We start from the raw sequence: 21,681 nt of genomic DNA on the forward strand, positions 1-21,681 counted from the left end.
TTACCCGACTGATCGTGACCTTCTGTTCCTGGCAGATCGTCACCGAGATCGTCAAGAGTCGGTGAACTTTTGGGGAAGTGAGAACGGCCTGGCCGTGGGGTACTCCGGTGACTGATCCACTCCGGAGGTGCCATGAACGTGTTCGGCGTTGCCTTTCCCGACCCGCTGACCAGCGTGGGGCGGCTGGCCAGGGGGCTGGGCGGGGTCGCGCTCACGTCGCTGGAACAGCTCGCCGGCGGGCGGGAGCGCCGCGCGGTCTGGTCGTGCCCCGGTCGGGTGTATGTGGAGGCGCACGGCGTGCACGGGCCGGACGGCGCGCCGGTCGCCAAGCGCATCGAGCGGGCCCTCGCCAAGCAGCCGGGGGTGCGCTGGGCGCGGGTGAACGCGCCAACCTCCCGGGTGATCATCGCCGTCGAGGACCCGCCGCCGCGTAAGGCCAGCCTGGTGAGTGTCGTGGCCAGGGCGGAGACCGAGCCGGACGACGAGGAGAAGATCGTCGAGGACGAGCTGCACCACCCCGCCGACGGGACCACGGGCACGCGACTGAAAACGACCGTCGCCGTGGACGCGCTCGGGATGATGCTCGCGCTGGTCAACAAGATCGCCCCGTGGGCGCCGTTGCCCGCCGAGGCCGCTGGAGTGCTGTCCGCGCTCAACGCGCACCCCGACGTGCGCAGGCTCGTCGGCGAGCGGCTGGGTGGCCACGAGAAGGCCGACTCGGTGCTGTCGATGACCACCGCGCTCGTGCACGGGCTCGCCGCCCGCGGCGAGGGCACCTTCCTGGACATCGCCACGCGGGCCGCACAGTGGTGGGAGGCTCGCGCGCACGAGCGGGCGTGGTGCCGGGCCGAGGCCGGCCTGGTCACCGGACCGGAGCACGCCGAGGCCGAGGCCGTGGTGACCGAGCGGCCCCGCGAACTCCCCGACGGCGACGTCGAGCGCTACGCGCGCCGGGCGCTCGCGGTCGGCGCCGGGGTCGCCGTGGCCGCCACGCCGTTCGCCGGGCCGCGTAGAGCCATCGGCGCCGGGCTCGCCGCGCTGCCCAAGGCCCCGGAGACCGGGCGGTCCGCGTTCGCCGCGCAGCTCGGGCGGGTCATGGCCCGGCGGGGCGTGCTCGTGATGGACCGCGTGGTGCTGCGCAGGCTCGACCTGGTCGACGTGCTGGTGCTCGACACGGAGGCCCTGGTCACCGGGCGCTGGCAGCTCACTGACCTGGTCCCCCTGCCCGGCAGCGATCCCGCCGAGCTCGCGCCCGTGGTGTTCCGCCTGTTCGACCCCGTCGAGCCGAAGGTGGTGCACCGGGACGGCGAGTGGGCGATCGGCCCGGTCGACGAGCTGGACCTGACCGGGCGCAAAGGCAGTCGGGAGCAGGAGAAGCTGAGCGGGCTCGTGCTGGGGCTCGCACGCGGCAGAAGGCTGGAAGCGGTGGTCGCCGCCGGCGAGGAGACCGCGCCGGGCCTGCACGCGCTCACCACCGCCGCCCGCCAGGCCAACCTGCGGGTCGTCGAGCACACCGAGGGCTCACCCGTCGCCGCCGTCCGGTCGCTGCAGGCCGACGGGCACGTCGTGATGCTGCTGTCCGGCGACCGGCGCGCGCTCGGTGCCGCGGACTGCGGCATCGGCACGCACCGCGACGGCACCCCGCCGCCGTGGGGTGCGCACCTGCTCATCGGCGCGGACCTCGACGGGGCCGTGCTGGCGGTCGAGGCCGCGGGAGCCGCCCGCCGCGTCAACCGGGACACGACGATGCTCGCCAAGGCCGCCAGTGGGATCGGCGCCGTCAACGCGTTGAACAGCCCGTTCCGGTCCGCGTCCCGCGGCATGCGTGCGGTGAACACCGGCGCCGCGCTCGCGTTCGTCGACGGCACCTGGCGGGCCGGGCGCCTGCTCGGCAGCAGCGCCGGGGACGCCCCCAGCGCCGGGGCCAGGACGCCATGGCACCTCATGCCCGTCGAGCTGGTGCTCGACCGGCTCGGCAGCGGGCCCGACGGGCTGACCGACGCCGAGGCCCGCCGCCGCCCCGCGACCGGGGACGGCGACGGCAGCCGGGGGACCAGCTTCGGCCGTGCCTTCCTCGCCGAGCTCGCCAACCCGCTCACCCCGGTGCTTGCCGGGGGCGCGGCGCTGTCGGCGGCGGTCGGCTCGCCTGTCGACGCCGCGCTGGTCGGCGCGATCGTGTCGGTGTCCGCGGTGATCGGCGGCCTCCAGCAGACCCACACCGAACGCGCGCTGGCCAGCCTGCTCAAGCGTTCCGCGGTACGCGCCACTGTGCGGCGGGGCGGCGAGGAGCGGCGGGTCACCGCAGGGGAGCTCGTCGTCGGGGACGTCGTGGTGATCGACTCCGGCGACGTCGTGCCGGCCGACTGCCGGTTGATGAGCGGGCCGCCGCCGTCTGGACTGACGAGCACGGAGGTTCCTGTGCGAGGTACGAGCCCAGGGGCCTCCGCGCGCAGGAGGGAAGACGGCGGGTCAAGGCCCGCGAACGCCGAGCGGAGGCGAGGCAATCCAACACTGGCGGGCGCGGGGGTCGAGGTCGACGAGTCGTCGGTGACCGGGGAGTCGCTTCCGGTGGCCAAGGACCCTGGCCCGGTGGTGGCGGCGGAGATCGCCGACCGGACCTCGATGCTGTACGAGGGCACCACGATCGCCACCGGCACCGCGGTCGCCGTGGTGGTGGCGATCGGCGACGAGACCGAGGTGGGCCGCGGCATGGCGGCGGCGCGGGCGGACGCGCCGACCACCGGTGTCGAGGCTCGGCTCGCGTCGCTGACCCGCAAGAGCCTGCCGCTGGCCCTCGGCTCGGCCGCCGCGGTCACCGGCGCGGGGCTGCTGCACGGGGTGCCGCTGCGCGAAACCCTTGGTGCGGCGGTGAACCTGGCCGTGGCGTCGGTGCCGGAGGGGTTGCCGTTCCTGGTGAACGCCGCACAGCTCGCCGCGGCGCGGCGGCTCGCCGACCACAACGCGCTGGTGCGCAACCCACGCACGATCGAGGCTCTCGGTCGCGTCGACGTCCTGTGCTTCGACAAGACGGGCACGCTCACCGAGGGCACGTTGTCGTTGAGCCAGGTGGACGACGGCCGTGACGCGGCCGGCATCGACTCGCTCGGCGACACGCAGCGCCGGGTGCTGGCGGCGGCCGTGCGTGCCACCCCGGACGCCGACCGGCCGGAGGAGCTGGCCCACCAGACCGACCGGGCGGTCGTCGAGGGCGCACGCCGGGCCCGGGTCGGGCAGGGCAACGGGTGGCGGCTGGTCGACTCGGTGCCGTTCGAGCCGTCCCGCGGCTACCACGCCACGGTCGGCCAGTCCGGTGACCAGGCGGTGCTCAGCGTGAAGGGCGCGCCCGAGGTGGTCGTGCCGCGCTGCGGTCGGCACCGGGTGGACGGCACTGACCGTCCCATCGACGGTGCCGCGCGCCGCAGGCTGAAGCGGCGGATGGAGAAGCTCGCCGCCTCCGGGCACCGGGTGCTGGCCGTCGCGGAACGTCCGGTGTCCACTGTGGAGGCCACGGAGGACGCCGTTGACGACCTGTGCCTACTGGGTTTCGTCGCGCTGTCCGACCCGGTCCGGGAGAGCGCGCCGCCTGCCGCGGCCAAGCTGCGGGAGGCCGGGGTGCAGATCGTGATGATCACCGGCGACCACCCGGCGACCGGCGAGGCCGTGGCGGGCCGGGTGAACGGCGGTGGCGGTGAGCTGACCGTGCTGACCGGCGCGGAGATCACGTCCCTCGACGACGACGAGCTGTCCTCGGTGCTGCCGTCCGTCAACGTGATCGCCCGATGCAGCCCGGCCCAGAAGGTGCGGATCATCCAGGCCTACCAACGGCTCGGCAAGGTCGTGGCGATGACCGGCGACGGCGCGAACGACGCGCCGGCGATCCGGCTGGCGGACGTGGGCATCGCGCTCGGCCGGCGGGGTACGCCCGCGGCCAGGGCCGCCGCGGACCTGGTGGTGACCGACGACCGCCTGGAGACGATCATCGCCGCGCTCGTCGAGGGCCGCGCCATGTGGGCGTCCGTGCGGGAGGCGCTCGGCATCCTGTTGGGCGGCAACGTCGGTGAGATCGCGTTCACCGTGTTCGGCTCCGCCCTCAGTGGACGGTCGCCGCTGACCGCGCGGCAGCTGTTGCTGGTGAACCTGCTCACCGACCTGGCCCCGGCGCTGGCGATCGCGCTGTCCCAGCCGAGCCGCCGGTCGGTGGACGAGCTGTTGCGGGAAGGCCCCGGCACCTCGCTGGGCACGGCACTCACGAAGGACATCTCGCTACGCGCGATCACGACGACGGCGGGCGCGACCGCGGCCTGGCTGGCAGCACGGTTCACCGGCCGCGCGCGGCGAGCGTCCACAGTGGCCCTGGCGTCGCTCGTCGGCACGCAGCTGGCCCAGACCCTGGCCGCCGGCGGTCGCGACCGGACCGTCCTTGCGGCGGGCCTCGGCTCGGCTCTGCTGCTGGCCGTGGTGATCCAGACGCCGGGCCTGAGCCAGTTCTTCGGCTGCACACCCCTCGGCCCGGTCGGCTGGACGATAGCCCTGGGCAGCGCCACGACCACGACGCTGCTGAGCACACTCCTGGCCCCCTGACACGCGGGTCTGCGGCGTTGGACACGCGCTACTGGGTCACTGCCTGGGTGTCGAGTGCGACCTTCAGGCGTTGCAGGTCGCCGTGGAGCTTGCGGGTCGGGTTCGCACCAAGGAGGGTGGCGACGGCGTGGCCGATGGCGCCGGCGACGGGGTTGTAGGTGAGATGCACCTGGACGCGGGTGCGGCCGTCGTCGGTCGGGTCGAGGCGGATCGTGCCGCTGTGCGCGACATGCTGCCCGTCGCGGGTCCGCCAGCTGATCTTGCGACCCTCGGTGCGGTCGGTCTCCTCCGCCTCGAAGCGGACCGGCAGCCCGCCAGGGCCCCTGATCTCCCAGTGGGAGACCTTGCCGTCCGCGGACCGGCTGACCATGAGCACGTCCGGCATGAACAGCGGGAACACGCTGTAGTCGCTCACCACCGGCCACACGTGTGCCGGCGGGCCCGGCACGCAGACGGCCGCCTGTGCCTTCACGGCGTACCGGCCGGCGCCGACACCGGTGATCCGCTTGAGCGGCAGGTTGGTCACCGCTCGGGTCCCGGCCGCGGCGCTCGCGCTCCGGATCGCCCAGGTCAGCGGTGCCGGGGTGCGGCCAGAGAGCAGCCACGCGCCGACCGCCGCGGTACCCATCAGGAAGCGCGCGGTCGGTGACCACTGCTCCTGCAGCAGCTCGGTGGTCGGCGTCCGCCTCGGCCGGCCGTCGCCCTGGAGGGCGGACACGCCGGTCGTGTCCGTGTGGGACCGCCATTCGGCCACGACCCGCTTGACGCCCGGCACCCGGCGCAGCGCGCGCCGGGTCCGCTGTTCCTCGTCCGCGCGGATGTCACCCGTCAGCGTGACGACGCCGTTCTCGACGTGCACGCCGACCGCGTGCGGGTGGGTCACGTGGCGACCCAGCTCGGCACGGACGCGCTCGTGCAGCACGTCGTCCTCGACGCGGCGGCCGGCCACGAGGTAGCGGGCGTTCGCGACCACACCGCGACCCCGGCCGGCCATGTCCCGCCCAAGGACCCTGCGCCCGTCGTTCAGCTTCGTGGTGGTGTGCACGGCCTTGTCCCGCAACCGCGCGCGGCGCGCCCGTCCCCGGTCGGGGTCGAACACGTACTCGATCGCGGCGCCGGCGCCAACGGCGGCCGCCGCCGCGCCCACCACCTGGGGTAGTGGCAGCGAGCGTTCCTCGACGACGGTCGTTCCGCGCGTGCGCCCGGCGAAGCGACGGACCTGAACAGCCATGATGATCAACTCCTTGCCGATTCCAGGGTTCTGGTGGGGCGTACCCAAAGTCGACCGGGAAGATTCACTCGAGTTGCGCCACCAGCGGGTTGGGCGCACTGTCGGGTGGTCAACCAGGCCATTGTGTAGGGAGGTGCGGTCGATGGCGACCTGTGACGTGTGCGGGAACGACTACTGGATGTCCTTCGAGGTCCGCACGGCCAGCGGCAACACGTACACGTTCGACAGTTTCGAATGTGCGATGACCAAGCTCGCGCCGGTGTGTGAGCACTGTGGATGCCGGATCGCCGGGCACGGCGTCGAGGTGTCCGGCCGGTTCTACTGCTGCGCCCACTGCGCGCGGACCGCGGACTCCCGCATGGGCGCGCGGATCCGCGACACAGTCGGCTCACACCCGGGCTGAGGCGCCTACGCGGCGGGCTTCGGACCCGTCTGCTGGATCACCTCGAACGACCACACCGACGAGTCGGCCGCCGCCGGTCGCTGGCCGCCGCCCTGGTGCGCGGCCTGCATCGGCCCGGACATCCAGTTCTGGAAGTCCTCCTCGCTGCGCCAGCGGGTGTACACCAGGTACTTGTCCGTGCCCTCGACCGGTCGCAACAGCTCGAACCACTCGAAGCCGTCCGAGCTCTCCACGATCCCGGCGCGGGCGGCGAACCGCTTCTCCAACTGCTCGCGCATCTCCTCGGGGACCGTCAGCGCGTTGATCTTCACGATGCTCATTGGCCCATTTTGGCCCACATGACGGGTGGTGCGCCGGTCAGGACTGCCCCTCGCCGGCCTGAACATCAATGATTCCCTCGCAAGCTCGGTCATGTGTCGAGCGCGATGACCACCTTCACGTCGTCGCCGTCCGTCGTGAACGCCTCCGGCGCCCGGGACAGGGGGATCCGGCGCGTGATCATCCGGCCGAGCCAGTCGAGGTCGGCCTTGGCCAGCGCGTCGGCGGCCTGCCGGTAGTGCCGCAGGTTCGCGTTGACGGAGCCGAGCACGACGTCGTTCTCCAGCACCAGCTCCCGGTTGACGGCCCCGGCGTCGATGCCGATGCTGCGGCCCGGCGCGGAGACACCGGTCAGGCAGACGACCCCGTAGGCGGCGGTGTGGGCCATGGTGTCGAACACGACCTGCCCGACGCCCGTCGCCTCGATCACGACGTCGGGTGCGAGCCGTTCCGCGACCTGCAGGGCGGGTTCGTGGTGGTAGGTCGCGCCGAGGGAGGCCACGAGGTCGGGCTTCGGGCCATCAGTCACCTGGTCGAGCACGTGGACGTCCAGGCCGCGCTGCACGCCGAGCAGTGCGGCCAGCAGCCCGATCGGCCCGGCGCCGGTCACCAGTGCCCGGCGCGGCTCGAACCAGGCCCGCGCCCCCACCCGCTCGATCTGCTCCCACGCCTTGGCCACGACCGTCGTCGGCTCCATCAGCATGCCGACCTCGGCCAGCCTCGGGTCGAGCGGCACCGCGTACTCGGGCTCCACCCGCCACTGCTCGCTGCCGAACCCGTCGATCTCCTTGATCCCGCGCTCGGTGTACTGGCCGTTGCGGCACATGTCGAACTCGCCACGCTCGCACGCACCGCACGGCACCGGGTCCGGCCGGCGCACCACCCCGACCACCAGGTCGCCGGGGGAGAAGTCGCTGCCCGCCGGTGCCTCCCGGACCCGGCCGAGCGACTCGTGCCCCAGCACCAGCCGCTCATGGCCCGGCGGCGCCCAGCCGTACTCGCCCCGAGCGATCTCCTTGTCGGTGCCGCACACGCCGAGCGCCAGCCCGTCGACCAGCAGCGTTCCCGCTCTTGGCTCAGGCTCGGGCACCTCGGACACCTGCAGTGAGTCGGTACGGCCGGGTTCCACGGTCAACGCACGCATGACAGCGGTTGTACCCAATGCGCGCGGTCGCCAACAACCGACTGGGGGTGACAGCGTCATGTATCGCTGTTATGCGGACCTGCTACGGTTCAAACAGAATATGTGTTCGGTTTGGGGAGGGCTGTCATGGGTCGTACCCTCAATGGCATCCGCGGGACATCTGTGGCCGTCGCCGCGCTGCGGATGCTGGAGTCCGGCCGGCCGGACCGGCTGTTCGAGGACCCGTACGCGCGGTACTTCGTCGACTCGGCCTGCGCACCCGGCGAATGGGCGGACGCCGCGGACTTCGTCGAGCTGATGTCGGAGCAGGTCGCGGTTCGCACGCGGTTCCTCGACGTGGCGATGCTCGGCGCCGGCTGCGCCCAGGTGGTGCTGCTCGCGTCCGGAATGGACGCACGGCCGTACCGGTTGCCCTGGCCGGCCGGTACCCGACTGTACGAGCTGGACTTCGCGGATGTGTTGTCGGTCAAGCGAACCGCGCTCGCGGGCAGTGGCGCGTTGCCGCGCTGCGTGCACGTCGAGGTGCCGGTGGACCTGCGGGACGACTGGCCGGAAGCGTTGCGGGAGGCGGGTTTCCAGCCGGAGGAGCCGACCGCGTGGCTGCTGGAGGGCCTGCTGTACGGGTTACCGGCGAGCGCCGCTGACACCGTGCTCGAGCGGCTCACCGGCCTGTCGGCACCCGGCAGCGCGCTGGCGGCCGACCATGGCGAGGACTCCGTTGCGCTGCGGGCCGCGCGGGCCGCGATCTCCGCGGAACTGGTCGCGCTGTGGCAGGGCGGCCCGAGCGACCCCGAGGCATGGCTGCGCGCCGGCGGCTGGTTGCCGGAGGTGCACGATGTCGCCGAGGTGGCCGCGCGCTACGGGCGCCCGGCACCCCCGGCGTTCGACCCGGCCCGTCCGGATGCGGGCCGCGGCTGGCTGATCACCGCCCGGCTGGCGGCCGAAACCCCATAAGTCCTTTGTGGAACGTCTGGGCGTCCACACCGTCCAGTAGGGCCCGCTGGAACACGAAGGCCGGGCCGAGGGTGGTGAGGAAGCGGGCGACGTCGTCGGCTTTCGCGGCCTGGTCGAGCAGGCCCGCTCGTTGGTAGTGCCGCACGAGCCGGGTGAACCGCTCACGCAGCGTCCGGTAGCCGGCCGCGACCAGTTCGCCGAGCGCCGGGTTGTGCAGTGCCTCCGCCCACACCTGCACGGCCAGCGTCGCCGCCGCGCCGTCCTGGCGGTCCAGCACGTCGAACACACCCCGGATGACCTCGTCCGGGGTGGCCGGCTCCTCGGCGTCCAGCGCGGCTTCCACGCCGGTGACGATCTCGGTGACGACCTCCTCGACGATCGTGCCGACGAGTTCCTCCTTGCTCGCGAAGTAGCCGTACACGGCGCCTGCGGACAGCCCGGACTCGGCGAAGATGTCCTGCATGGACGTGGCCCGGAAACCGGAACGGGCGAAGCAGCGCCGGGCGGCGTCGACCACCTGCTGGCGACGCGCGTCCCTGGAACGCTGGGTGAGCCTGGGCACCGTTGGATTCTAAGTCGTGACCGCCTGTGGGAAGGGGCGTGGCTCGACGTCGATCTCGGCCATCCGGGCCACGTAGGTGCGGTAGCGGCGGCGGGCCTCGCCGTGGCTGCCGGCGGCCGCCAACGCGCGGACCAGCGCCAGGTGGGCGGGTTCGTGGTACTGGTCCCGTTCCAGGACACGCAGGCAGTAGCGGCTGGCCGTGATGTGCTCTCCGTTGTCGCTGGTGTGTCCGGCGAGGACGGTAGCCACCTCCACATAGGTCAGCCGGGCCTCCTCGCGCAGCTCGACCGCCCAGTCCTCGTACGGGTCCTCCTCCAGGAAGTCGCCTGTGTACTCGGCCTCGGCGGCACGCAGGAGCGGCCACGCCTCCGGGCGGCCGTGGCGCCACGCGTGCAGGCCACGGTGGGCGTCGGTCAGGAACGACAGCACGTCCACGGCCACCGCGGCCAGGTCCAGCCGGACGGTGTCGCCCTCGGTCACCACGCAGTGCGGGGCCGCGCCGCACTGCGCGCGGAGCACGGACCGGGCCGTGGACAGTGCCACGGACAGCCGGTTGGCCATCCGCTCGGCTGGTTCTCCCGGCCACAGCAGGGAGATCAGCGCATCCCTGGTCACCGGGCGGCCGCGGCGGGTCACCAGGATCTTCACCAGGTCCCGTGCCTTGCGTGACTGCCATGCGGCGACCGGGACCGGCTCGCCACTGTGTAACACGCGGAAACCGCCGAGGGCCTGTATGGACAGCACCGGCTCACCCCGTCTCCTGTCGTCGGCGGAGATCGCGGCCCGTGCCGTGGTGAGCCTGCGTTCGGCACGCAGGTTGCCCAGCTCCCGCCAGATGCGGGCCGCGTCGTCCACGAGGGACAGTGCGGCGCCGTCCCCGGGCCGCAGCAGGAGTTCGGCTCTGGCCCGCAGTTCCAGCGCCTCCGCCAGCGTGGCGTGGTCACCTCGTGCGCGGGCGAGCCGTTCGGCCTCGGTGGCCGCGTGACGTGCCGCCACCCCGTCACCCTGGCGCAGCCGCAGCGCGGCCGAGGCGAGCAGCACCGCCGAGTACCCGAAACCGGTGCCGAACGACAACGCGCGGCGAACCAGCTCGGCGCTCGTCTCCGGTTCGTCGTCGACCAGCAGCCGGGCGAGGCCGGCGAGGGCCGGCACGAGCTGTGTCGCGGTGTCGTTCAGCTCGGCTAGCTCGATCGCCTGGCGGTACGCGGTCGCGGACCGCTCCCGGTCGCCACGCAACCGGTAGGTCTCGGCGAGCCAGGTCAGCGGCACCGCGGCGTGGCTGGCGCCGATGGCCGTGAAGATCGTCCGGGACGCGACGAGGTCGGCGGTGGCCTCGTCGAGCTGGCCGAGGCCGAGGAGGGCCTCACCTCGGTTGTTGAGACAGAACGACCGGTAGGTGGTGAACCCGGTCAGCTCGGCGAGCGGCAGCGCGACCTCCAACTCGGCGAGCGCGCCCCGGTAGTCGCCCGCCTCGATCAGGTGCGACGCCCGGTTGGAGCGGATCCTGATCACGCTGAGCACGTCGCCCGCCCGCTCCGCGTGCCGCAGGCCCTCGCGGTTGTGCTCGGTGAGCGCGGCCTGGTCGCCGGTGGCGGCGGCGAGCATGGCGAACACGGTGTGCGCGGCGGCGAGAGCGGCGGCGTCGTCGCAGTCACGGGCCAGCGCCATGGCATTGGTCGCCGCGGTCCGGCACGCCGCCAGCTCCCCGCGTGCCCACTGGGCGCTCGCCGCACAGCTCAGCAGCAGCGACGTGTTCACCGCGTCGGCGCCGTCCGGCTCGTAGCGTTCGCACACCGCGAGCGCCTCCGCCGTCGCCCCGCTCAGGTAGTGCAGCCACGCGATCCGCCGGGCCGTGCCGACACCCGGACGTCCATTCTCGACACTCTGTTGTAGACAGTCCAGGGCGTGTGCCCAGTCGCCACGAACCTGGTACGCCTCACCGGCCAGCTGCCAGGTCCGGCGGTCCCGTGCCTCGGGCGGTACCAGTCGGACCGCGGCGAGCACCGCGTCCGCACCGCCCTGGCGCAGCAGGTCGTCCGCGCGTTCGTCGACGAGCCGCCGGATCCGGTCGAGATCCCCGAGCTCGGCGAGCGCGGACAGCGCCGCGTCCAGGTGCCCACCGGCCGCGAGCCAGCGGGCCGCCGCGTCGTACAGCTCCCGCAGTTCGTTGTCCCGCATGGACATCCGGGCACGGACGAAGTCGGCGGCCAGCGGCAGCAGGCCGAACCAGCCCGGCGCCGACGGCAGCGCCTCGACGAACAGACCCCGGCCGACGAGGTCTGCGATGATCTCGGGAGCATGCCGATGACCCAGCGCCACCAGCAGTTCCGGCCGGAAGCGGGGGAACCGGGCGGCGACGCGGAGGAGCTCGCGGGTCCGCGCCGGCTCCCGGTCGACGATCTCGGTCGCCACGTAGTCGAACAGCGGACCGGGCCGATCGACGACCTCGCCGTGCCGCATCGCCTCCGCCGCCAGCCGCACCGCGATCGGCCATCCGCCGGTGGCCCGGTGAATCCGTGCGCCGTCCACCCCGAGCTGGTCGGCCAGCGCGGCGACTTCCGCCGTGGTGAAAGCGAGATCGCTCGCCGTCAGCTCGACCAGCTGCCCGTCGTCCCGCAGCCGCCGCACCGGGAACGGGGGCGGGCACCGGCTGGACAGGACCAGCCGAACGGTCGGCGGCAGCTGTTGGCAGAGCCCTTCCAGCAGCCGCGCGGACGGATCGCGCTCGGTCACCACGTGCACGTCGTCCAGCACGAGCACCAGCTCCGCCGAACCGAGCGCGTCACACAGCGCCGCGGTCATCGCGTGCGCGTCCCTGGCCGCCGCGGGCACGTCGAAGTCCAGGCACGGCAACACGGTGCGCACCGCCCTGGCCAGGTTGTCCAACGCGGGCCGTGGTTCGCGGTCCTCGTCGGTGCAGGTGTGCCACGCGGTGCGTGCCGGGTCGGCCCAGCCGGCCAGCAGCGTCGTCTTGCCGTAGCCGGCGGGCGCGACGACCGTCGTGAGCCGAGTCCCGCCGGCGAGCACGGCGGACAGCCTCGGTCTGGCCACAAGCGGTTGACTCACGCCGCTCCCCTCGCCGTGCGTATGCGCCCGTATCGAGAGGTTCGCCAACCGCACCCGGGTTCGTGATGCCCCGATGGGGCGAACTATGAGCCCCCCACAGACCAACTTAAGAGGACCTTAATGAGCGTTGGTCTGATGGGCGCGTCCGCCTTTCCCCCTCAAGCAAGGAAGGCACAGCATGCTCCGAAGAACGCTTTCCCGCTCCCGGACCGCGGCGGCCGTCCTGGCCCTCGTGGCCGCGCTGGCCGGCACCGCAGCGGCGACGACACCGAACGACCTGCCCATCCAGGCGGCCCCTGGACTGCCGAGCCCGCACGACTTCGTCTCGAACCTGGACCTCGAGTGCTTCCGGACGAACCCGTACGTCCCACCGCCGGTGCCGGGCGGACAGCTCACCCTCGAGCACCTGAACCCCGTGCTGGCTCCCCAGGCGGCGCGGTGGACGGTCAACGGCGTCGGCCAGCGCCAGCAGCTCTGCACACCGGTGGCGAAGAACGGCGTCATCCCACCGGCCGAGGTGTTGGAGTACGTCAAGTACATCGACCTGGCCTGTTACCGGATCGGCGGTCCCACGCTCGAGATCCCGCTCGTCCTCGAGCACCTGAACCCGGTGCTGTCGCATCTGCCGCGCAGGGAGGTGCGGCTGATGGAGCCCCAGCAGCTGTGCCTGCCGGTCATCAAGAACGACTCCGTGCCACCGAGTGGGCCGTTGCGAGTGCTGATGTCCATCGATCTCGTGTGCTACCGGGAGGTTCCGCAGGTCCCGATGAACGCGACGTTGAAGCTGACCCAGCTCAACCCGGTGCTGTCGCATCTGCCGTCGACCGAGGTGGGTGTCCGCGAGAACCGTCAGCTCTGTGTGCCGGTGCGGAAGAACAACCAGAACATTCCTGAGCCGATCCTGAACATCGTCCAGTGGATCGATCTGGAGAAGTACGACATCGCCGCGCCGACGCTGCCCACGGTCGAGCTGCGACTGCGCCACGTCAACCCGTTGATGCAGGGCTGGCCGTCCGAGCAGGCCCTGCTGCTCAGCCCGCGTCAGCTCGCGGTGCCGGTGGCCAAGAACGGCAAGCTGCCACCGAAGCTCTGATCCGACAACCTCCCCGGGTGCGCCGCGTTGCGCACCCGGGGACTACTGGACACCCCACTTGCCCGTGTGCAGGTCGGCGGTGTTGCCGCACGGACCGATCGCGAGGATGTCGTAGGAGTCGACGCTGTTGATCCGGAGCTTCATCACGAGGTTGTCCTTGACGATGACGTACACCTCGTTGAGCTTCTGGAAGTCGTCGACGATGCGGTAGCTGCGGAACAGCGACCCGTCCTGCATCGCGAACAGTGCCTTGTAGACGGCGTTCTTCTTGGTCTGGCTCGCGGTCTCCGCCCAGACGTCGAGCACGTCCAGACCGGTCTCCAGGCGGAAGCGCGGGCTGTTGTTCACCTGACTGGATTCGTTCGCCATGACCGTGGCCAATCTCGAGAGTTCCATAACGCTGTTGTCCTATTAAACATATCCGCGTTATATAACACCGTCAAGCAAACGCGGGCCGCCCGCCCACGGAGAGCAATCTGGAAGAAGTACCAGCGCAAAGAACGGCCCCGTCCGCGTGGACGGGGCCGTTCCGCTGCCATGCGGACGGGCCGTTCCGCCGCCGTCTGGACACGCCCGCCGAGCGGGCTGCCGGGCGCGCAGCGCCCGGCAACACCCGCAGGGTGCGGCGCCGCGAAGGACGCTTTTGGGGCATGGCCGGTGTACTGAAAGACGCGATGGGGACGTTCAACGACATGAACGCGTCTTTCGGGACATCGCCCGTGGGTGGGAAAGTACGCCTTCCTCACGCTGGCGGTGATGAAGGACCTTCCTCGCATGGCTGCACGGCCGAAGCGGTCACCGTCCCGTGACGTCAGGCGGTTTCGGGCGCTTCGCACCCGAAACCGCACCCTGGGCTGACCGAGCCGCACTCTGGGCTGGCCGAGCCGCACTCTGGGCTGGCCGAGTCGTGCGGTGGGCTGGCCGAGTCGTGCGGTGGGCTGGCCGAGCCGTATCGCAAGCCACCGAGACCGTCGGTGGATCTGGGGTTCAACGACATGAACGCGTCTTTCAGGACATCGCTCGTGGTGTACCGCCAGCCAACATAGGCGCGGCCCCGTCCGTGTGGACGAGGCCGCGCCTATGTGGGGTTGGAGCTGGTCAGGCTCCCGACAGGGTGGTCTCGTCAACCCTGTCGGGAACCCAGTTCCTGGCGTCGCCGGTTGTCAGCATCCGGTGATCCAGTTGGGCGAGCAGGGCCGGCGGGTCGAAGATCCGCGGCGGCCGCAGCCACATGTCGAAGTCGCGGCCACCCGGGTTGGTCGAGGAGATCTCGATCGGGCCGAAGGTGGCCACGTACGGCGTGTCGGGGCCTGTGTCCGGGTCCGACGGGTCGTACCCGGCCTCCGTCGAGTACGCGAGCACGTGCCAGCTGCCCGCCGGGACGTCGTCGATCTCGAACGGGCCGATGCCGTACCGGGTGACGTGCCGGACCGGGGTGCCCTGCGCGATGCGCCCGGAGAACAGGCCAACCACGACCGGTCCCGGCCGGCAGCCCGGCGTCGACCACACGTGGCCGCGCACCGCTCCCGGATGTGCGACGCCGTCCGGCCGCGGCGCCGTGAGTGGTGCGACGAGCCCCTCGTAGTGGCGGTACTCGCTCGGCGAGACCCCGACGCTCGCCCGGAACCGGGAGCTGAACGTCCCGATGCTGTTGTATCCCACCAGATGGCTGATGTCCGCGACGGTCATCGAGGTCGTCAGCAGCAGCCGCTTGGCCTCCTGTAGCCGCAGCGCGGACAGGAAGCGGCCCGGCGAGATGCCGGTCACTCGGAGGAAGATTCGCGAGAAGTGGAACTTGCTGAACATGGCCGTACGGGCCATGTCGTCCATGGTGATCTGTTCGCTCAGGTTCTCCCGCATCGCAGCGATGACGCGTTCGACCGCCGTCTCGATAGCATCGTCCATTATGTGGCACCACTTGTTTGTGCGTCGATAAAAATTGAAGTCGATCTCAAGGTAGGCTTTCTGGTAAATCGTTGACAACCGCGCACTTCTATTACTCAATTCCGTCACCAACCGGGTGAGATCAGAAGTTCAGTGACGGTCAAGGTGTGTTCTAGGTCGGCTGTTGCCGCAGGTGGGCAAGGGCGTTCCCGGAAGAGGGCAAGTGAGGAGATGCTCGCCGTGCGCAACCGTGTGAACAATTAACCGTCGTAAGTCCGACAGGCCGCTTTGGCGACGCGCTTGGAGGCCCGGTAGTGGCAAGCCCGGAATTCTTGGACGACGTTCAGACGATGACGCTCGAGGCATTCGCGGACACGATCATCCCCGGTGTCAAGCGTTTTCCGGGCGACCGTGCGATCGCGGGCGTCTGTGACGACGCCGGTTCGGTCGAGGCCGGCGCCCTGGAACTGCTCGCCGACCCCGCGACCGGCGTCGCGCCGGCACTCGTCCCGCTGTCACAGATGCTGAACGGGCACGCGACCGCCTACGCCGAGGGTGCTGGGCTGACGCTGGACGACGACGTGCCGCCGTTCGTCGCACTCGGCTACGACGATCGCGCGACGCTGATCGCCGAGCTCACCGCGCCAGGCAACCCGGAACGGGACGGCTGGGTGCTGCTCTGCATGTTCAGCACCATGGCCTTCGACACCGCCGCGCACCGCAGCACCGCCGAGGCGATCGCCGACGGCCACCCCGGTCTGATCCAGATGGGCTTCGCCGAGCCGAACAGCGACGGCCTGTGGCGGTTCCCGGACTACGGCTACGGCCGCGAGCTCGCCAAGCGCCACCCGAACACCACCGAATCGGGGAGTCCTGAATGACCGCCACGGAAAGCACGGACGTCCTGATCGTCGGGAGCGGCTTCGGCGGCTCCATCGCCGCGTACCACCTCGCCGCCGGTGGCGCCAAGGTCACCGTGCTCGAACGCGGACCGTGGTTGTCCGCCAAGGACTTCGACCACGACTACCTCCTCGGTTCCTCATACACCAGGGCTTTCGACTTCGTCGTCGGCGACGGCATGGGTGTGCTGGGCGGCAACTGCGTCGGCGGCGGTTCGGTCGTCTACTTCGCCGCGCTGCCACGCGCGCCCCGGTTCGTCTTCGACAAGCAGGGCTCCATCGGCAGGCGGCTGTGGCCGACCGCGATCAGCCGCGAGACGCTGGATCCTTGGTACGACCGGGTTTCCGAGGCCATGCCGGTGACCAAGCAGGACTGGAACGACGTCACCTACGCCGGCGGCCTGTGGGCGGCGGCGTGCAACCACAGCGGCTACAGCGCGAACCCGGTGCCGGTCGGCGTCGACGCGTCGCGGTGCACCAACTGCAACTGGATGATGGCCGGCTGCCGGTTCGACGCGAAACAGTCACTGCTGCTGAACTACCTGCCGGCAGCGCTGTCCCACGGCACGGAGATCCGTCCGCTGCACGAGGTCCAGAAGATCTCGCGCACCGACGACGGGCGCTACCGGGTGCACTACAACAACATCCACGACGTGGACTACCGGGTCACCACGGGTTCCGGCGAGATCGACGCCAAAATCGTCATTCTCGCCGCCGGAGCCGGCGCGACACCGCCGATCCTGCAACGTTCCGAGGAGACCCTCGGCGCGATGCCCCACGCCGTCGGCAGGTACTTCTCCGGCAACGGCGAACGGCTCAACAACGCGGTCATCAACGAGGAACGCGCCGCCGAGCTGCTCGGCCTGCGCCGCCCCGACGGGAAGGCCTACGAGGCGTACCAGATCGGCAAGGGGCCGGTCGTGGCGTGCTGGGACTTCCTCGACGCGAGCCTGCCGGAGTACTCCCGCTTCTCCATGGAGCAGCTGTACTTCCCGCCGGGGCTCGGTACCCAGCTCGCCCAGGTGTCGGACTCGACCGGGCCCGCCGCCTGGTTCGGCAAGGAGAAGAAGGAGATCCTGCGGAAGTGGAAGTCGTGGCTCACGGTCTTCCTGATGACCGAGGACGACAACGAGGGCGTGTTCGGCCCGCCGCCGCCCACCGGCAACTCCTACCGGATCTCACAGCAACTGCTCGCGCGCGGTCCGCTGCGCTACGACCCGACGCCCAACACCCTGCGCGGGTGGGCCGAGGCCGACGCCAAGGTCAAGGAGATCCTGGAGAAGGACGGTCTGGCGAAGGTCATGCCGTGGACCAACGACGTCGTCGGCGCCTACACGGTGCACCCCCTCTCGTCGTGCCGGATCGGGGACGACCCGGCCACGTCGGCACTGGACGACCGGCACGAGCTGCGCGGACACCCTGGCATCTTCGTGACGGACGGTTCCTCGGTCCCAACGGGACTCACGGTCAACCCGGCACTCACCATCGCCGCGCTCGCCGAGCGGGCGATCCCCGGGATCGTCGCCGCCGCACGGGAGCGTGGAGTGGAGGTCACCTATGGAGCGCCGCTTCCCAAGTCCGTTCGGAACAGTGTGGCCAACCCGGCTGCCTGATCGCCCCATTGAGCACCTGTCCCGAATGTGCGAGGCTGGTCGAGCTTGGTCATTTGCGTGGAACCAGGTTCTGGGAGGGCAGGAGATGGCTTCACTCGAGGTACCCGGCTTAGACGTGTCCGGGCGCGTACGGGCCAGGGACATCCAGATGGCCGGCGTGGCCGACGTGCGTCGACGCGTGCTGATGATCTCCGGCGCGATCGACGTGGTCGACTACGACGTCTCGGTGGCGATCAACCTGCCGGAGCCCGGCCGGTGGCAGGTCATCAAGTCGGAGACCAACCTCACCGACCAGACCTGGGTGGCCATGCAGGTGACCACCGACGAGGACTCGCACTTCGTCGACGGCGGCGAGGCGATGGTCATGTCCCGCCAGTTCAGGAAGACCTTCCTCACCCCCGACCAGCGCCGTCTCACGTTCTTCGACGGCGAGGTGCGGCCCGGCGAGGCCGTGCTGAAGGTCTTCGAGATCGAGACCGAGAGCCGGCGGCCCGCGTACTCGCACGCCCGGTACAGCCCGATCTCCTCCGCTACCGCGGAGGAGTCCGAGGACGCGTTGCAGCGGATGGTCACCGACGGCATGCCCGGTCGGCCTGCCATCGAGGTGATCGTGCCGGTCACGGTCATCGGGTGACCACTTTCGTCCCACATCCCCGTGTCCTGCGTTCGCCGCGACACCGAGACTGGCCGCGTTATCCCGAACCCGCCAACGACGAGGCGGCGACCCTCCCGGAGGTCGCCGACGTCGTGATCGTCGGCGCGGGACCCGCTGGTCTCGCGGTCGCCGCTGCGCTGTGGCACCTGGGGATACCCGACGTCGTGGTGCTCGACCGCACCGGCAAGCCGGTCTCGCGGTTCTTCGAGCGGGTGGACCGGCTGGAACAGCGGGTCCTGCGCTCGCCCTACGAACACCATCCGGGCGTCGAGGGCTACCGGGACTGCGAGCTGCGTGACTTCGCGCGACTGCACTGGTCGCTGCTGACACCCATCGAGCGCCGCGAGATCCGGATGTCCCAGGCAGGGCACCGGTCGGTGGTGCCGGTCGACGTGTTCGAGGCCTACTGCCACCACACCGCGGCCATCCACGGGGTGACCGGGCGGCTCTGGCGGCGCGACGTCTCCTCGGTCGAGCCGAACGGCGAACGCGTCACCGTACGCGGTGCGGATTTCCGGATCGACGCCGGTCAGGTCGTGCTGTGCCTCGGTGAGGAACGCCGGGACGCGCCGGGGAACTGGTGGACCGGAACGCGCCCGGAGGAGATCGGCTACTGGGACGAGACGGTGCCGGCCGGCGCGGAGCGCGAGGTGGTCGTCGGCGCCGGGCTGACCGCCGCACACCTGATCCACAACGCGCTCGACCGAGGCGCCCGCGTGGAGTGGGTGATGCGCGGCGAGAACGAGCGGTACCAGTGCTCGGACGTGAACGCGTCGTTCTTCCGCGCAGAGGGCAGGGCCCGCTTCGACAGCTTCCGCGCGCCGGTGCCGTGGGCGGACCGGCTCGCGTTGATGGGCCGTCAGCGGCGGGCGTCGGTGATGTTCGAGTTCCGCCCGCTTTTCGAGGCGGCACAGGCGGACGGCCGGTTGACCGTGCACCGCGGCACGGACATCGGCGCTGTGCACGCCAAGGGCGTCGAGCTCACGGACGGCCGCCTCGTGTCGGGCGACCACACCACGCTCGCGCTCGGCACCGTGCCGTCGATCGGCGGGGGACTGATGTCCGACGAGCTGGTCGGCGCCCGCGACGGCTGGCCGGACCTCGACGAGCGGACGCTCGCCTACCAGCGCGCGCCGAGGGTGTTCGCCGCGGGCGCCGCAGCGTGCATGGTGCTCGGCCCGGCGGGACGCAACATCGACGGGCACCGGGTGGCCACCGCACGGATCGCCGCGACCATCGCCGCACGCGTCCACGAGAAGGCGGCCGTGCATGTCTGAGCGGTATGACACGATCTTCTCCCTTCCCTCGGTCGACGACGATCCCGACACGGAGGTCGGGGTGCTGTTGATGGGGCTCGCCCCGGACCGGCTGCTCGCGGGCCTTGGCGTGGCGACCCGTGACCCGGCGGCCGACCCGGCCACGGTGACGCTGCTGGTGGACCAGCTGCGCCACGACGCGCGCCCGGGCCTCACGTTCTCCGACGCCGTCGCCGCGGGCGCGCAACGGTGGCGCGTCGCCTGTGAGGGGAGTGTGGATCTCGGTTCCGGCACACGGTCGGCGGCACTGCGCCAACTGTGGGAGTCGACCGCCCGCGCGGTCGCGGCGGCCGGGGACGAGTTCCCGCAACTGAGCACGAATGGCGCTGCGGAACGGGTCTACCTGACGGCATGCTGGTCGCGGCCGGAGGAGATCACCAAGATCGCGGAGGAATGTTGTCCTACCTGAGTTCCCTTCCTGACGACGCGGTGCTGATGGACGTCTTCAAGCTCCACCCGGAGACCTCCCGGCCACTGCTGGACTACCACGAGGTCGTCATGCGTGGCCCGTCCCCGTTCTCGGTGGCGGAACGCGAGCTGATCGCGGCGTACGTGTCCGGCGTCAACTCCTGTGGTTACTGCCACGGCGTGCACACGGTGACCGCCGAGGCGTGTGGTGTGGCGGAAGGCGCCATCCCGGCGGCGGTCGTCGATGTGGACAGTGCACCTGTCCCGGAGAACATGCGTCCTGTGCTGCGCTACGTCGGCAAGCTGACCCGCACGCCAGCAGCCGTCACACGCGCCGACGCCGAGGAGGTGCTCGCGGCGGGCTGGGACGAGAACGCGCTGCACTCCGCGGTGATGGTGTGCGCGCTGTTCAACTTCATGAACCGGATGGTCGAGGGCCACGGCATCAAGGCCGGTCCCGAGTACTTCGCCACGTCCGGTCAGCGGCTCAAAGAGGTGGGCTACGCCGGCCTGAATCGCTTGCTGGAAGCGTGACCGGCGGCCCCCCAGTCGTCGTTCTGTCAGCGGTTGAACACGAAGTTCGGGTCGTCGATCACTGCCTGCCCCGTCAGGATCCCGTGGTGAAGCTGCCGCACCCGTGGCGACGGCTCGACCCCCAGCTGTTCCACCATGTTGCCCCGCAGCCGCCGGAACGCCTCCAGGGCCTGGCTCTGCCGCCCGCAGCGGTAGAGCGCCACCATGTGCTGTGTGCAGAAGTTCTCCAGCAGCGGGTGGCGCGCACACAGGGTGGCGAGCTCACCGAGCAACTGGTGGTGTCGCCCGAGCCGCAGGTCGGCCTCGATCCGCAGGTGCAGGTCACCCAGCCGGTTCTCCTCCAGCCGCATGGCCTCGATGGCCAGTTGGGGACCGGTTGGCACGTCGGCGAGTGCGGAGCCACGCCACAGCCGCAGGGCCTCGCCCAGCGTCCGCGACGCGCGTTCGTGGTCGTTCTCGTTGACGGCCTGGCGGCCTTCGGCGGACAGCCGGTCGTAGCGGACCGCGTCGACGGCGGCCGGTTCCAGGTTGAGCAGGTATCCCGAGCGGCGCGTGATGAGGATGTCCTTCGAGGTGACACCCCCTTCCCCGGCCAGGGCGTCCTGCAACTTCCGGCGTAACTTCAGTATGTAGGTGTGCAAAGTCGGCACTCCGCTGCGTGGCGGTTCGTAGTCCCAGATCTCGTTGGTCAACGCCGAGAGCGTGACGACATGGCCCGCGTTGAGCGCGAGCAGGGCCAGCAGTTGGCTGGGCTTGCTCGCGGTGGGCACGATCGAGACACCGCCTACGGAAACCTCCAGAGGGCCGAGAACCTTGATCTCAACTCGCATGACGAAACCTTTTCCCATTTGGTTCGTTGCATGACGAATTGCCCACCCGACGGTAGTGGGTGGGCAATTCTTGTACGGATCAGATAGCGCTCGATTTTTGTGCGGGCGCGCGAATCCCAAGAAAAGCGTGACAGATCCGACAGAGCCTGTCAAGCGGGCGTCGAGTACGCAATGAGAATCGCACCACAAC

18 protein-coding genes are annotated in these 21,681 nt (G+C 70.8%); 10 read left to right on the top strand and 8 right to left on the bottom strand.

The genetic code is table 11. From position 1 onward, the window contains the following. Positions 1–132 precede the first annotated feature (132 nt). On the top strand, positions 133–4,581 hold the full coding sequence (locus tag VF106_RS18635; protein WP_330841015.1) for a cation-translocating P-type ATPase: 4,449 nt from the start codon (positions 133–135) through the stop codon (positions 4,579–4,581). A gap of 28 nt (positions 4,582–4,609) precedes the next feature. Here VF106_RS18635 and VF106_RS18640 read toward each other — a convergent pair whose 3' ends face one another. After that, a complete protein-coding gene (locus tag VF106_RS18640) occupies positions 4,610–5,812 on the bottom strand; it encodes an SRPBCC family protein (protein WP_330841016.1) in 1,203 nt (400 codons plus the stop codon). 142 nt (positions 5,813–5,954) lie between these two features. Between VF106_RS18640 and VF106_RS18645 the strand changes: the two genes are divergently transcribed. Then, positions 5,955–6,215, top strand: coding sequence for a metallothionein (locus VF106_RS18645; protein ID WP_330841017.1), 261 nt, complete (start codon positions 5,955–5,957; stop codon positions 6,213–6,215). A gap of 5 nt (positions 6,216–6,220) precedes the next feature. Here VF106_RS18645 and VF106_RS18650 read toward each other — a convergent pair whose 3' ends face one another. Then, entirely contained in the window at positions 6,221–6,535 is a 315-nt protein-coding gene (locus VF106_RS18650) for an antibiotic biosynthesis monooxygenase family protein (RefSeq protein WP_330841018.1), read from the bottom strand. 89 nt (positions 6,536–6,624) lie between these two features. Further along, complete coding sequence (locus VF106_RS18655; RefSeq protein ID WP_330841019.1) at positions 6,625–7,677, bottom strand: glucose 1-dehydrogenase; 1,053 nt, start codon at positions 7,675–7,677, stop codon at positions 6,625–6,627. A gap of 126 nt (positions 7,678–7,803) precedes the next feature. Between VF106_RS18655 and VF106_RS18660 the strand changes: the two genes are divergently transcribed. After that, complete coding sequence (locus VF106_RS18660) at positions 7,804–8,631, top strand: SAM-dependent methyltransferase (protein ID WP_330841020.1); 828 nt, start codon at positions 7,804–7,806, stop codon at positions 8,629–8,631. Here the strand turns inward: VF106_RS18660 and VF106_RS18665 are convergent. Both VF106_RS18665 and VF106_RS18670 read right to left on the bottom strand, forming a co-directional pair. Continuing rightward, positions 8,600–9,193 (bottom strand): TetR/AcrR family transcriptional regulator, encoded by a 594-nt coding sequence (locus VF106_RS18665; protein ID WP_330841021.1) that lies wholly within the window; start codon positions 9,191–9,193, stop codon positions 8,600–8,602. The two genes, VF106_RS18660 and VF106_RS18665, sit on opposite strands and share 32 nt — an antisense overlap. Before the next feature lie 9 nt (positions 9,194–9,202). Continuing rightward, a complete protein-coding gene (locus VF106_RS18670) occupies positions 9,203–12,259 on the bottom strand; it encodes an AfsR/SARP family transcriptional regulator (RefSeq protein ID WP_330841022.1) in 3,057 nt (1,018 codons plus the stop codon). A gap of 178 nt (positions 12,260–12,437) precedes the next feature. Here VF106_RS18670 and VF106_RS18675 point away from each other — a divergent pair, with 178 nt between their 5' ends. Beyond that, positions 12,438–13,352 (top strand): hypothetical protein, encoded by a 915-nt coding sequence (locus tag VF106_RS18675; protein ID WP_330841023.1) that lies wholly within the window; start codon positions 12,438–12,440, stop codon positions 13,350–13,352. Positions 13,353–13,394: 42 nt separating this feature from the next. Here VF106_RS18675 and VF106_RS18680 read toward each other — a convergent pair whose 3' ends face one another. Further along, entirely contained in the window at positions 13,395–13,748 is a 354-nt protein-coding gene (locus tag VF106_RS18680; protein WP_330841024.1) for a DUF6235 family protein, read from the bottom strand. 702 nt (positions 13,749–14,450) lie between these two features. Next, the gene (locus VF106_RS18685) at positions 14,451–15,257 is read right to left on the bottom strand and encodes a helix-turn-helix domain-containing protein (protein WP_330841025.1); all 807 of its coding nucleotides are present in this window, start codon (positions 15,255–15,257) and stop codon (positions 14,451–14,453) included. Positions 15,258–15,586: 329 nt separating this feature from the next. Between VF106_RS18685 and VF106_RS18690 the strand changes: the two genes are divergently transcribed. The 6 genes from VF106_RS18690 (at position 15,587) to VF106_RS18715 (ending at position 20,661) form a co-directional block, all read left to right on the top strand. Continuing rightward, entirely contained in the window at positions 15,587–16,117 is a 531-nt protein-coding gene (locus tag VF106_RS18690; protein WP_330841026.1) for a DUF5987 family protein, read from the top strand. Beyond that, complete coding sequence (locus tag VF106_RS18695; RefSeq protein WP_330841027.1) at positions 16,114–17,748, top strand: FAD-dependent oxidoreductase; 1,635 nt, start codon at positions 16,114–16,116, stop codon at positions 17,746–17,748. Before VF106_RS18690 ends, VF106_RS18695 begins: the two co-directional genes overlap by 4 nt. Before the next feature lie 148 nt (positions 17,749–17,896). Next, on the top strand, positions 17,897–18,382 hold the full coding sequence (locus VF106_RS18700; RefSeq protein ID WP_330841046.1) for a DUF6423 family protein: 486 nt from the start codon (positions 17,897–17,899) through the stop codon (positions 18,380–18,382). After that, positions 18,379–19,680, top strand: a complete 1,302-nt coding sequence (locus VF106_RS18705; RefSeq protein WP_330841028.1) for an FAD-dependent monooxygenase — start codon at positions 18,379–18,381, stop codon at positions 19,678–19,680. Before VF106_RS18700 ends, VF106_RS18705 begins: the two co-directional genes overlap by 4 nt. Then, positions 19,673–20,128, top strand: a complete 456-nt coding sequence (locus VF106_RS18710; protein ID WP_330841029.1) for a DUF6187 family protein — start codon at positions 19,673–19,675, stop codon at positions 20,126–20,128. The genes VF106_RS18705 and VF106_RS18710 overlap by 8 nt, the downstream gene beginning before the upstream one ends. Further along, entirely contained in the window at positions 20,113–20,661 is a 549-nt protein-coding gene (locus VF106_RS18715) for a carboxymuconolactone decarboxylase family protein (RefSeq protein ID WP_330841030.1), read from the top strand. Before VF106_RS18710 ends, VF106_RS18715 begins: the two co-directional genes overlap by 16 nt. A gap of 26 nt (positions 20,662–20,687) precedes the next feature. Here VF106_RS18715 and VF106_RS18720 read toward each other — a convergent pair whose 3' ends face one another. Continuing rightward, on the bottom strand, positions 20,688–21,491 hold the full coding sequence (locus VF106_RS18720; RefSeq protein ID WP_330841031.1) for an AfsR/SARP family transcriptional regulator: 804 nt from the start codon (positions 21,489–21,491) through the stop codon (positions 20,688–20,690). Positions 21,492–21,681 lie beyond the last annotated feature (190 nt).

Source organism: Actinophytocola sp., assembly GCF_036378875.1.
Lineage (GTDB): Bacteria > Actinomycetota > Actinomycetes > Mycobacteriales > Pseudonocardiaceae > Actinophytocola.